Here is a 13,429-nt window from a genome sequence, read left to right as displayed (position 1 = left end):
GAATTCGCTCTAGCCGAAGTCATGACTGGGTCATTTTGTAAGTTTAGAAATTCAAATAGATGGTGATAATCCAAGGCATAAATGCCCCGAATTATTTGCTTGGCGACGTGACGCCAAGGTGCACCGATGCGGCGGAAAAAGAGAAGATCTGGATTCAGATAGATATCGGCAAGCTTAACTAAGGCATACTTGACCGAAAATTTGGCAAAAAAAAACCGCCAAATTGGCGGTTTTTTTATGAGAGAAAAATTGAATTACTTCTTGTCAGTCGCTGATGGAGCAGATGCTGCGGCAGGTGCAGAGGCTGCTGCTGATGCAGTTGCTGAAGCAGCGGAAGCGCCAACGATTTCTATCTTGGCTTTTTCTTTCATCTCATCCAACAATTTTTTCAAATTCTGTTGTTGGATTTGTTGAGTCAAACGTGGTTTAACTTGTTCTAATGTTGGGGCTTCTTTGGTACGTGTGTCGTCTAACAAGATGACGTGGTAGCCAAATTGAGATTTCACTGGCTCTTCGGTGAATTTGCCTTTTTCCAATTTAACGACAGCTGCGCCGAATTCTGGGACCATACCGCGTGGGTCAAACCAGCCTAAGTCGCCACCCTTTTCTTTGGAGCCTGGATCTTTGGATTGGGCTTTAGCTAAAGCTGCGAATACCTTCACATCTTTTTTCAATTTAGCGATGATGGCTTTTGCGTCTTCTTCTTTTTCTACCAAGATATGACGGGCAGAGACTTCATTGCCTGCTGCTGCCGCTTTGATTTTGTCGTATTCCGCAGCGTATTGTGCGTCAGTGACTGGACTATTTTTCAAGAAGTCATCGACAAAGCCTTGCGCCAAGATACCGAGGCGTGACATTTCGATTTGTTCTGCTGTTTCGCCTTTTTTATCCAGGCCCTTTTTGATCGCTTCTTCTGCTGCGATGGTTTGCAATGCCAAATTGTCGATAATCATTTTGCGCATTTCTGGCGTGTCAGGCATACCTTGTGCCGCTTGCTGCTTCATGATCATATCAACTTGTTTTTTGCTGATAGCTTTACCGTTGACGGTCGCGGCGATTACATCTGCTACTGAATCAGCAGGTTTGTCTGTGCTTTTTGAGCAGCCAGCCAATGCCATGAGTGCAATTGCGCTACCAATGACGAAACGGGATTTAATCAACATCGTGGTCTTCCTTTATGATTTTCGGTACAAAGCAGCAGTTGTCACTGCTGCGGGTTAATAATGTGGTTAACAATTATGCTGCAAAGAATAAATTAGCTAAACAGCTAAACAAATGTGCAGCTGATTAGTAAATCGTTTAAAAAGCGATTGCGAATTCTACCTGTGATTTCACAATTACACTTAAAATTCGCACAGTTTGCATCGCTTGCTCGCTTGTTTCAACACAAACATCAAAGAAATATTTACCCTAGGAAAATAGAAGATGATCGATTTCGCGGAAATGTTACCGGTCGGTATGGTGTCGCACGGCGGGCAAGTGGCTCAAATCATGGCAGAAATCGCTCAGCGTCAGCGTGGATTGCCGGGTTGGGAGGCCTTCCATTATGAAAAGATTTCGGATGCTGCGGTTGAGCTTACCGGCGGTATCGTCAGTACCAGTGGTGGCAGCAAGCGTTGGCTCGAACCGCATGATTGCATAACAATACCCTTCGCTGCGGTCATAGCAGAAATGCAGGCACAAGGCTTATTGTCTACGGCGGCACCGGTTGTCGATCTCGCCTTAGATGGCTACCAAAATGCAGATAAGACTATCCAAAAAAATAGCATGCGTGATGTTAATCAGCCTACCGGCACATCCACTGCAAACTTGACTCAACTGAATGTAACGTTTGCTTTGCCTGCTGATCCGCTAGAACGTCAACGTATTCTGCAGGCATTTCACTTGCAAGCCAATGTTATGGGCGCGCTAATCATTGCTTGTCGTCTGGAATAGACCTACACTTGACACAGTAAAAGTCTAGCTAAGAAAAGACCTCGTCATACGCTGGTCATAGTCACCAAGTACATTCGGACTAAGTTTTTATTTCTTTGTGTCAATTTTTTACGGTGTAATTATGTCAATATTTTTCGCCCCCGCCATCTCCGGGATGCGCCGCTTGCGGCTACTACCAAAATTCTTGATTGTCGCTTGCTTGTTCGCGATACCGGCTATCGTGGTATCTGGTTTATTTATCTGGGAGCTGAATAAATCGATCACGCTTACGCAGAGTGAACAACAAGGCGTACAGCAAGTACGAGTTATACACCAATTGACACAACTGAGCCAACAACACAGGGCACTGCGACATTTGGGTTTGGCTGGCAATGTCGAAGCGATAAGCAATGCGACAAAAGCAGCAGAACAAATCGAACAAACGTTTAACCAGCTGACACAGTTGAGCCAGCAACACGTGAAACTGGGTACGCAGGAAGACTTGCAACAGGCACTTGCAAGCTGGAAAAACATAAAGGAAAAAGCCGGCACAAGCAAAGCCAAAGATAGCTATCTGATGCATCAACAATTGCTCGAACAGCTAAATAAACTGGCGATTAAAACTGCCGACAATACCCACCTCAGCATCGATCCTCAAGTTGACACCTACTACCTGATCAGCCTATTCAATAAATCCTTACCCGAATTCGCCGCCGTCATCGCCGACACCAGCGCACGCGGTGCACCATACATCGACACGGGTTTGATGGAGCCTAATGAAGATGTCCTAATCAACGCGAACGTAATGTTGAGCCAAAGAGATTTGCCGAAAATCAGTGCCCAACTCAAAGCGGTGATGCTCGCAAATCCCGCACTGAAAGAATTAGAGCAACAAAGCGAAAAGCTGCAAGCGGAAAATCTGACGTTTTTAGAGCGCACCAAAAACGAAATCCTCAGTACCTTAAATCAAAGCTCAGGTACTGCCTACTTAGCAGCTGGCCAACAGGTGGTGACGAATTGGTTTCAACTCAACAGCGCAATTGCTGATTTGATCGAATCCAAATTGCAGCGCAGACTGGAAATTAATGTATGGAATCGCAATGCAATGCTGTTGGGTATTTTTTTATTACTTGGCCTCGCGAGTTATTTGTTAGCAGGGTTCTATTTGGCATTTTCAGGAGAGCTGCGCAATTTAAGCCAAGCAGTACATCGCGTCTCGGATGGTGATTTAAGCACCACAATCAGCAGTAGCGCAAATGATGAAATTGCGCAATTACTCAAAGAGTTCGATACCATGCGTCAAGTGTTGGCACAGCTAGTCGCTAACATACGCGAAAGCAGCGATAACATCGGCAGCGCCTCACGCGACATCGCTCATGGCAATGCCGACTTATCGCAACGAACAGAGCAACAAGCTAGCTCATTAGAAGAGACCTCTTCCTCCATGGAAGAACTAACCGTCACAGTCAAACAAAATGCAGATAGTGCCCAGCAGGCAAATCAAAAAGCACTCTCATGTACCGCTGTGGCAAAACAAGGTGGACAAGCGGTACAGCAATTAGCAGATATGATGGAAGGCATACAGCAATCCTCAAAACAAATTAATGACATCATTGCGGTCATCGACAGCATCGCTTTCCAAACCAATATTCTGGCATTAAATGCGGCGGTAGAAGCTGCGCGTGCAGGTGAACAAGGTCGTGGTTTCGCGGTCGTTGCCAGCGAAGTGCGCAATCTGGCTCAACGTTCTGCCAGTGCGGCAAAAGAAATCAAAATCTTGATCACTAACTCCAACGAACAAGTGCGAACCGGTCACCAGCAAGTACAAAACGCCGGAAAAACCATGCATCAAATTGTCGATCAGATTCAAGCGCTGAGTCAAAATGTACAAGCCATTGCTGACGCCAGCGCGGAGCAAGGTGATGGAATCACGATGGTCAACGCGACAATCAGCCAGCTCGATCAGATCACCCAACAAAATACCGCCTTGGTTGAAGAAGCGGCAGCAGCAGCTGAAAGTATGCATAATCAGGCACTCAAACTCAGCGAAGCGGTCACGGTGTTTCGTGTTGATGAACAAGGCATGAGCGCCGATAAACAACCGTTGATAAGCAAGGTCGATGCACCGAACACCCGTCGTCTAAGTCAAGGACGAAAAAGTACCGCGCAGCTGACAAACCGAAATTCTTTATCTATTGCCAAAGGTACTTAAGCAAAGTTCGGCTACTTAGGGTCGGGTAACATTCAAACCGCCCGGCGGTTTGAATTAAAGAACCAACATCAATGATGGTCAATCTGGATTGTCTAAGTGTAAGCCACGCATCTGCCTGATTTGCACAGAGTTGATCTGCTCTGTTACGCTATGGCTAAAGGCACCTCCATCTGAACCGAATTAGGTGCGCTAACGTTTAAGCTAAACAAAGCTAAACCTATTCCAACAGATAGAACGATCAATCCATGCAACCATCTTTTGCAGCGATACCGGAGTGGCACAAAGTCACCCCTCAGCAATTTCAAGAAGACATTGCGCCACGCTATCGGCCCGCCATTTTGCGTGGTCTGGTCAGTGACTGGCCTTTGGTGCAAATGGCGCGCAGTAGCGCCACAGATACACTAGAAAATCTACACCAACGTGATTCGGGTTCAGCAGTCGATGCCATTTTGCTGCGACCAGAAAGTCATGGACGTTTGTTCTATAACGAGGCCATGGATGGTTTCAACTTCCTGCGCAAGCGCGTGACGATTACCGAGGTTTTAGAACAACTGGCTCGCTATGCGCAGTTCCCAACGCCACCTTCGGTCGCAATACAAAGCGCTCTTATCGCTGAATGTCTGCCCAGCCTGCTGCAAAATCATGTCATGCCTTTGCTGGACGCCGAGGTTCAACCACGGATTTGGCTGGGCAATCACATCACGACTCCCACCCACATAGATGGCTCAGACAATATCGCCTGTGTGGTCAGTGGGCGGCGTCAATTTGTACTATTTCCACCAGAGCAAATCGCCAATCTCTATATAGGCCCACTGGATTTTGCGCCAACACCGTCGCCAATTAGTCTGGTGAACTTACGCGATCCTGATTTCGAGCGTTTTCCCAATTATCGTATCGCACTTGAACACGCACAAACCGCGATACTAGAACCAGGCGATGCCATCTATATCCCCAACTTATGGTGGCATCACGTTGAGTCAATGGAGAAAATCAATATTTTGATTAATTATTGGTGGGGAGGTTCAAATTTTTCGACCGACAATAAAACTTCACCCTATGGTTTGCTACTGCAAGCCTTACTCAGTTTTAAAGAACTACCTCCGGCGCAAAAAGCGGCATGGGGAAGTATTTTTCAACATTATGTCTTTAGCCCAAAAGATCCGGCAGCACATATTCCTGAACATAAGCGTGGTATTTTGCAACGTTGATTGTTTAAATTTTTTCTAAATTTATACCAAGGGTGCACGCGCTACTCCTACACTACCGCGACGCATTACAAGAAAACGATCAACTCATTCATCGTCAAGTTATGAAGACAAAATTCTCTAGAGAAAAATTCGTACAACGCATCCGTGTTCATCTTGAGCAGGATGGCTTTCCTCGTTTGGAAATGACACTGATCGTCGCCTTCACTGGCTTATCAGGGTTTCTTACCTCTGTGTTGCTTTTGCATTGCGGCCTGTTAACGATATGGCTGCGTTATGCTTGTGCCTTTGGCGTGGCCTATGCAGTGTTCTTCACCCTTCTCTGGCTATGGCTGTACAAGCGCAGTGGAGATCTGGTCGACACCGTTGATTTGTTGAATGTGATTCCATCGCCATCTGGTGCTTCAAGTTCGTCGTTGAATATACTGGAAGCCGGAGGCGGTAATTTTTCCGGGGCGGGTGCTAGCGGCAGCTTTGAAGGCTTGGCATCAGAAGGAACGTCAGTGCCGCTAGGCGGTGTCGGTGATGCTTTAGAAGTTGCAGGAGAGGCAGACGAATTTGCGATTCCCTTAATCATTATTATCGCGATTGGCGCTGCGGTATTCGCCCTGTTAGCCTCATCGGCTGTCGTGATAGCCAGTGCGCCGGTTCTGTTCGCTGAATTAATGGTGGATGCGTTTTTATCAGCAAGCTTGTATCACCGCTTGAAAGGTCTGCATACAAGACATTGGTTGCACACGGCATTACGCAAAACTATTTTGCCATTTCTGATCGGTGCAACTTTTTTTGTAGGTCTGGGTTGGTTCATGCAACACCAGGTGCCACAGGCGCATAGCTTGGGTGAAGTGATTCATCACTACCGGACAACACCGTAACTTGACTCGCTCAACACCGTCTACAATACGTTTCAAAACGAACGGGCAAGCTAAGTAACATAGCGTCGCCCGTTTTTTATGCATGATTATTTAATTCAAATTGCAAAACTAAGCGCTCTGCAAAGCCAAATAAATCGCCGTCTTCAATTCGCCCGGCGCGGTATCACGTGGATTGTTCAAGTACTCTTCAAATACAGGCACATCTGCCGCCTCGTAGCCGGAGGCCGGCAACCAGACACCAAAAAACCATTGGTACGCCGCCTGCATGTCTGAATACGGTCCTTGATACTGCAACACGGCATAAGAGCCTGCCTTGACGTTGTAGGATTCGAGCGGCGCTTGTGCCTTGGCTTGATGCTCGGAACTCACCGTCAGACATGCAATAGAGCGTAATTCCGCTTCCGCAACCAGCGCCGGATCATCAAAATAAATGCCTATCATCTTGCTGTCAGGGCCGAACAACTGGCGCGCTCCGGCAATCCCGACTAATTGATCAAACGCCTGACTAATACCCATATAATTTCCTCGATGGGAAATACCTACCAAATCCATCGCCGCGACTTCTTGAATTTGTACTGGGAACATCGTCTCACTCCTTATTAATTGTGCTGCAGAAAATTGTATATGGCTTCCATGCTTGCGGTAACGTGCAGGCGGCATGCCATAGACACTAGAAAAAATACGTGTAAAGGATTGCAGATTGTTATAACCACAGTCGTGGGCAATTTTCTCTATGCTGTGCGGTGTCTTCACCAACAAATTGGCGGCGCGTTGCAAGCGCAATCGTTTGACCGTTGCCGCTAAACTCTCGCCGCAGAAAGATTGATAAATCCGGTGCCAATGGTACGGCGACATGCAGGCGATTTCTGCCAGATGATTCAGGTCTAGTTCGCGTTCCAAATTCTCGTGCAGGTAATCAACGACGCGCCGGAAACGGCGCTCGTAACTGGCGCGATGTGCGCTAATAGCGGTAAGTTCTTGCTGCATCTTGCTCTCCTCAGTTTCGATGAGTAGAACAATATCATGGAGTGATTTGACAAATCTTGCGGACTTAAGGCCCGCAAAGATTTAGAGATAATTTTGAGGAGACTGTAGCGCTTAAGCTTTGGAAAATGCAGCTTCCAAACGCTTTAACAGGGGCTTATGCATTGCATAGTGATGCTTATTCCAATGCTTTTGCATGTGTTCTATTTCCTGACGTTGCGCTTGCGCGGTCGCGACATCACCTATGCTTAATGCCCAAATCGCGAACTCAGCGTAAGCATCAATGCTACCGTGATCAACAGCAGCTTTAGAAAATTCCTGCCGCGCTGCGTCGTTTTGCCCTTGTGAGGCATACGCCTGAGCTAACAATAAACCGACCTGCTCCTTACGAAAATCAGCGTGTAATTGGCGTATTTTCAACAACAATTCTAAAGCGGCATCACCCTGTTGATTTTGCAAGCGCGCCTTTGCCGCACCAAACAGGATTTCACGCTCGGTAGCGAACGGCCCACGTAAGCAAGCCTCATATTGCACCGCCGCTTGTTGTGGATCACCTGCTTCCAAATACGCGGATGCCAGGCGCATTTGATTTTGCGCTGACGGTGTCAATTCAAAAGCCTGTTGCGCTTCGCGTAGCTCTTTGCCCGGATCAAGCGCCCTCAATGCCGCTGAGGTCAATTTATTGGCGCCATGCTGTAATCGGCTATCAGGTAAATAAATCGCGAAAAAATACACGATACTCCCCAACAAGGGGAAGGCAAACAAAATCATCAACCAATACATTTCACGACGATGACGTATCGCGTGAACGGCAAAAAAAATCGCTACCAAAACGTGTAAACCAACTCCTAAATACGGCATCTTTCTTTTCCTCTTAGTGACAGAGTTTTACAAAAAAAAGCGGCATTCACCAATGGAAATGCAGCACCATTTTACTTAAACGAATATTGCGCACTCACATAAAAGAAACGTCCACGTGGATCGGTATAACTAGGGTCGTAACCAGAAATAAAGAAGTTCGCTTGATTTGAATAAGGTGGCGCGGTATTGAAGATATTTTGCACACCGCCACGCACACTCAGGTTTTTGTTGACTGCATAGCTCGCCGACATATCCCATAGCGAATAAGCTTTCACTTTGTTCGCAGCGACCACGCTGCCATTGTCGATATTGATCGCGGAATTCTGATCGTTGTAGGCAGCGGAATAAGTATTCCCTAACGTTGCTGCCAGTGGGCCTTGTTCCCAATTCAAGCTCAGGCGATGACGCCAGCGTTGCACCACGCCTTCGGTTACGAATTTACCGAGATTACTAACGTAAACGTCGCCGGGATTAGTCTGCAATTTAGAATCCAACATCAGCGTACCGAGCATACGAGCGCTGAGCTTGCCCCAATCAGTTTTGATACCATGCAGCTCCATTGCCAAGTCAAGGCCAGTGGCTTTCTGTGCGCCGCGATTCTCTTTGCGCAATTCGATATAGTCGATATAACCGTCTTTATCGCGATGTACTAAGTTACCGTACTTACTCAGATTACCCAAAATCACATCGTCGCCGATTTCGCTGATCAAATTAGTACGCTTAATGCTCCAATAATCGATACTAAGTGTCCAGTTACGGCTAGGTTCAAAAATCATACCCATCGTATATTGACGGCTGCGTTCTGGCTTCAAATTTGGATTGCTGTAACGGCGGGTGTTCCAATTATCAGCGCACACCGATAAATCATTGTCATTGTCTGCGCAGTACACAGGATCAGGCAAAGTCGCGGTAGAGCTGTACTGCGTAGGGCGATACAAATCCGATAAGGAAGGTGCACGGAAGCCGCTGCCTACGGAGGCGCGAAATAATAAATCTTTGCTTGGTTGGTAACGCAAACCCAGCTTAGGGCTAGAAGCACCACCAACGCCTTGATAACGATCATGTCGCAAGGCTAATTGCGCCTCCAATTCCTTTGTCATGGGTGCCAGCAATTCAGCATAGATGCCTTCCACGTGACGTGAATCCTGAGTTGCTTTACCACCTTCTGGTGCGAAATCATTGTTGATATTGTCGCTCATCAACAAGGCCGATGGTGTGAACACGGAGCGCTCACGACGCAATTCACCACCGACGGCTAAAGACAAATCACCACCGTCCAAACGCATCAGCGGACGCGATGCTTTAAAGTCCAAAGCAGTCATCGTGCCGCGCGCATAACGCACTTCCTCGTTGACTTGTATACCGTTCAAATACTTCACGCCTTCTGCACTGGAAGGACCAAAGGGATTAACCAAACCGCGATTGATACCGTCGATCAATTTATCGTACAAAACATAGCCATGCGTATCACGATCACGCACGGTGTTCACACTTTGATTCAAGCCTATATCGTAATCCCAACCTGCAGCGTTGCCCGTAAAGCCCATGACGAAACGCTGTGCTTCGCTGGTCAATTCGCTGGTGCGATTCCCCGCTTCTTTCAAACGCATGCGTAAAGTAAGTTCGCCGGGTACATCGTCATCTGTTAGCTTGTCTAAACCCGTATTCGCCAATTGCGGCACAAGTTTATAGTTGATGGCACCTGTCACGCGCGCCGAGGATGCAACATAATAAGTTTTGGCTTGACTCCAGGTTGATTCGGCGTAGAACTGATGATCAGGATTTATTTGAAACACAGCACGCGTAAGCAAACTTGATTTATCTGATTTTGGATATAACTCGGTATCGCCCATATAGTCATAAGTACAGGCATTTGCACCGCCAGTACCGGCGGGCAAATAGAGATTGGCCGGTGGTTTGCAATTGGGCGCTGAAAAATTAATCAAGCGATTAACGATAGGCTTGCCATTAATCTTAAAGCCTTGCTCTTGCAGGTAATCGCGCTGGTTCGACGTCAAACGAATATTCGCCGGATCGGTATAGCTAGAAAGCAAATGTCCCAAGCGCTGAGGGATCTGTAGTGCGGGAATAAATTTTCTTTGTGAGGTGAACAAACTATCCGTATGCTGTTGATCAACAACGGCGAAAATATTGTAACCATCCTTAACGATATCGCCGACACCGCCACCCAGCGTAAGGGTGCGCTTGCCAGCGCCGCCTTCCTGCGTACGTCCCCAATACGTGCTGGCTTCGAAGCCTTGAAAGTCTTTGCGCGTAATAAAATTAATCACGCCACCGATGGCATCGGTCCCATACAGCGCCGATGCACCATCGAGTAAAACCTCCACTCGTTCTATTGCAGCTGCAGGAATATTGTTCAAATCCACACCAGCGTCATCGCCGGGTGAAGCGAAATTGGCCATGCGTCGCCCGTTCAGCAAAATCAGGGTCGATGAAGTACCGAGCCCGCGCAAATTGGCTGAATTAAAACCACGTTGATCGCCGCCCACATTAATGCTAATGCCGTCGCTCAAACCGCCTACATTCGCTGCGACCTTGGCTAATAATTCGGAAGCAGTGGTCACGCCGGCCTTCAAAATTTCATCACGGCTGATAACTTGCACAGGCAGCGCCGATTCACTATCAACTCGCTTAATCGCTGAGCCGGTAATTTCTACCCGTGCCATCGGTTTAACGGGTGTCGCGTCCTGCGCCTGCACTGCACTACTTGCCAAGAGTAACAAAACCGCATGCGCCGTTAGTCGCAATGGAAAAGGACGTACTGAATGCTGAGAGTTCATTTGTTTAGACATGGTTTTTAGGTTCCAAGGGTATTTAATAATTATTCGGTAATTTTTTTAGATTTTTTTACAAAATTGTGATTGCGTACGCAAGATAGAGCACAATTTTTGTGTAGATTATTCTCTGCTTTATTTAATACAGACCACCCGAACTTGCTTCATATCCATGATGCCGGACAGGACTTTTTCCATCCCATCCATTTTTAAAGTAAGCATGCCGTCGCTCAAAGCCGCGGTAAATAATTGCGCAACTCGGGCATGTTCTTGTATCAGTTTCTTGATGCCATCGGTACCCACCATCAACTCGTGCAGGCCAACCCGACCTTTATAACCGCCTACACATTTCTCACAACCGACTGGGCGATACAAGGTGAATTTACCTTGCGGGTCAGCATAATTTTTCTGCCACTTTTTGAGCACGTTTTGTTTGGCAAGCTCGGTATCAATCTGAAACTCTGGAGTGGCCAATAACTCTGCGCAATACTCATCGAGCATGCTTTTTATCTCTTCCGGCGCTGGCTGATAAGCAGCCTTGCAATTCATACATAAACGCTTGGCCAGACGTTGTGCCAAAATGCCTAGCAAGGCATCGGCAAAATTAAATGGGTCCATGCCCATATCAAGCAAACGAACTATCGACTCAGGCGCGCTATTAGTGTGCAGAGTGGCAAAGACCAAATGCCCTGTCAACGAGGCTTCCAAGCCTATTGATACCGTCTCTTTATCGCGCATTTCGCCGACCATGATGATGTCGGGATCAGCCCGCAAAAAAGCCCGCATCACGGTTGCAAAATCCATCCCCGCTTTGCGATTGACTTGCACTTGGCGTAAACCTTTTTGCGTGATCTCCACCGGATCTTCCGCTGTCCAGATTTTGGTTTCCGGGCGATTTAAGTAGTGCAGCACGGAGTGCAAAGTGGTGGTCTTGCCTGAACCAGTTGGACCACACACAAAGAAGATCCCATATGGTTTTTCAACCACGTCTTTCAGACGTTGCAAGTTGTGCGGCGAAATACCCAGTTGCGCCATCGGTATCGGTTCACCTGCGGCCAAAATACGCATTACAACATCTTCCATACCTCCGGAAGAAGGAATGGTAGCGACCCGCAATTCAATGTCGAGCGGCCCATATTTTTTGAACTTAATTTTGCCGTCTTGTGGTTTGCGTTTTTCTGAAATATCCAGATCGCACATAATCTTAATGCGTGCCAACAGCGCATTGCGATAGCTAGCAGGAATCTCGATATACGGTGCAAGTGAACCATCGCGGCGGAACCGGATCATGGTCTTTTCTTTGCCGGGACGTGGTTCTATATGAATATCGGAAGCACCTTGTTGGTATGCGTCAACGATAATTTTATTGAGCAGTTTGACCAATTCATTGTCTGCGGCAGCCGCTACGTCTGCAGTGCTGTTGGTGTCATCAATCTCGTCCACTTCCATACCCGACAGCAGTTCATTGACCGAACCGGTATCGACGCTCTGTCCAAAAAACTGATCAATGGTGAGCTTGAACTCACGCTTAGTCGTCACCCGATAGTGCAGACGAGGCGTAGAAAAAATCAGATTGACCACGCGAGTGGTTTTCACATGTTCTGGGTCGATGGCCAAAATACTAAGGCCGGTTGGATCATCAGAAATAGGTAACCAATTGGTCTCTTCTACATACTGACGTTTCAATTTTTTGGTGAGTTCACCATCTATCACGCGATCCGGTTTAAAGGCTTCATACGGCACCGCAAAAAACTTCGATAAAGCCATACCGATATGCGCCGTCTGCACTTGGAATTCATCAATCAAGACATCTTCCAGGTCGATTTGCTTTTTTCGTGCAGAACTTATCGCTAATTCAAACTCTGGAGCAGATAAGATACCTTCAGACACCAGATAATTGAATTTAGACGGCGGTAAATTGAGTGGTTTATTTTTTTGCGTGAGCGCGATAGCTAATGTTTCGCACAACTCTTTCACGCCCTCGGTCGCAATCGAGGTAAACGCAACGCCATGCTGATTATTGATAAACTGAATGACGCCCAGTAGTTGCTGATTTTCTGCATCGACGATGGGGGCGCCCAGCATTTCTTTGGTGCGATAGCCGGTGCGTTCATCGATCGCTTTTTGAAAATGCAAGTGCGGAGAGTAGCTGTGCAATTCTTTTTCGTCATATACATCTTTAATGCATAAAACCTGTTGATGCAAAGCGACAAAGCCCGCAATACTTTGGTCTGAAATAGGCAAGCGTATGTCTTTGAAACTATTCAAGCCTTTCTTCACCTTAGAAATCAGATTTGCTTTATCGGGGGCCACCACATAAATCGTCATCCGGTCACAGTCAAACAAATCACAAATATCCTGACTCAAGTTGAGCATAATTTGATCAACTGCTTGCGTCGCATGAATTTTGTTCGTCAGCGTTTGCAGTCGTTTAAAGAATAATAAACGCTGGGTTGAGGTTTCTGCAGCTGCGTTCTGCTGTGTGCCTGATTTTGCTTGGTTCGGCTGCATCCTGATCCTGCTTTCTTCGAGAAGAATTTCCGTCGATTTTGTGTACTTCGAGCTTACTTTGTATCCTGCGTT

At 47.0% G+C, this 13,429-nt stretch carries 9 protein-coding genes; 4 read left to right on the top strand and 5 right to left on the bottom strand.

All coding sequences use genetic code 11. The features are described from left to right. Positions 1 to 254: 254 nt before the first annotated feature. Positions 255 to 1,163: a foldase protein PrsA gene (locus tag ACO0KZ_RS06170; protein WP_422993807.1), complete on the bottom strand. Its 909-nt coding sequence runs from the start codon at positions 1,161 to 1,163 to the stop codon at positions 255 to 257. Positions 1,164 to 1,425: 262 nt separating this feature from the next. Between ACO0KZ_RS06170 and ACO0KZ_RS06165 the strand changes: the two genes are divergently transcribed. The 4 genes from ACO0KZ_RS06165 (at position 1,426) to ACO0KZ_RS06150 (ending at position 6,206) form a co-directional block, all read left to right on the top strand. Beyond that, complete coding sequence (locus ACO0KZ_RS06165) at positions 1,426 to 1,935, top strand: hypothetical protein (RefSeq protein ID WP_422993805.1); 510 nt, start codon at positions 1,426 to 1,428, stop codon at positions 1,933 to 1,935. A gap of 121 nt (positions 1,936 to 2,056) precedes the next feature. Continuing rightward, a complete protein-coding gene (locus ACO0KZ_RS06160) occupies positions 2,057 to 4,126 on the top strand; it encodes a methyl-accepting chemotaxis protein (protein ID WP_422993803.1) in 2,070 nt (689 codons plus the stop codon). Between the two features lie 245 nt (positions 4,127 to 4,371). Then, positions 4,372 to 5,334 (top strand): cupin-like domain-containing protein, encoded by a 963-nt coding sequence (locus ACO0KZ_RS06155; RefSeq protein ID WP_422993801.1) that lies wholly within the window; start codon positions 4,372 to 4,374, stop codon positions 5,332 to 5,334. A gap of 101 nt (positions 5,335 to 5,435) precedes the next feature. Beyond that, positions 5,436 to 6,206: a hypothetical protein gene (locus tag ACO0KZ_RS06150; protein ID WP_422993799.1), complete on the top strand. Its 771-nt coding sequence runs from the start codon at positions 5,436 to 5,438 to the stop codon at positions 6,204 to 6,206. 108 nt (positions 6,207 to 6,314) lie between these two features. On the opposite strand, the gene ACO0KZ_RS06145 is transcribed toward ACO0KZ_RS06150, so the two are convergent. The 4 genes from ACO0KZ_RS06145 to ACO0KZ_RS06130 form a co-directional block, all read right to left on the bottom strand. After that, the gene (locus tag ACO0KZ_RS06145; protein ID WP_422993797.1) at positions 6,315 to 7,193 is read right to left on the bottom strand and encodes an AraC family transcriptional regulator; all 879 of its coding nucleotides are present in this window, start codon (positions 7,191 to 7,193) and stop codon (positions 6,315 to 6,317) included. A 111-nt stretch (positions 7,194 to 7,304) separates the two neighbouring features. Continuing rightward, positions 7,305 to 8,051 (bottom strand): hypothetical protein, encoded by a 747-nt coding sequence (locus tag ACO0KZ_RS06140; protein ID WP_422993795.1) that lies wholly within the window; start codon positions 8,049 to 8,051, stop codon positions 7,305 to 7,307. A 71-nt stretch (positions 8,052 to 8,122) separates the two neighbouring features. Next, on the bottom strand, positions 8,123 to 10,864 hold the full coding sequence (locus tag ACO0KZ_RS06135; RefSeq protein WP_422993793.1) for a TonB-dependent receptor: 2,742 nt from the start codon (positions 10,862 to 10,864) through the stop codon (positions 8,123 to 8,125). A gap of 117 nt (positions 10,865 to 10,981) precedes the next feature. After that, positions 10,982 to 13,357, bottom strand: a complete 2,376-nt coding sequence (locus ACO0KZ_RS06130) for a GspE/PulE family protein (RefSeq protein ID WP_422993791.1) — start codon at positions 13,355 to 13,357, stop codon at positions 10,982 to 10,984. Positions 13,358 to 13,429 lie beyond the last annotated feature (72 nt).

Source organism: Undibacterium sp. Di24W (genome assembly GCF_049340325.1).
Taxonomy (GTDB): domain Bacteria; phylum Pseudomonadota; class Gammaproteobacteria; order Burkholderiales; family Burkholderiaceae_D; genus Undibacterium.
The sequence above is the reverse complement of the archived record's forward strand: the minus strand, read 5'-3'. Positions and strand labels throughout refer to the sequence as shown.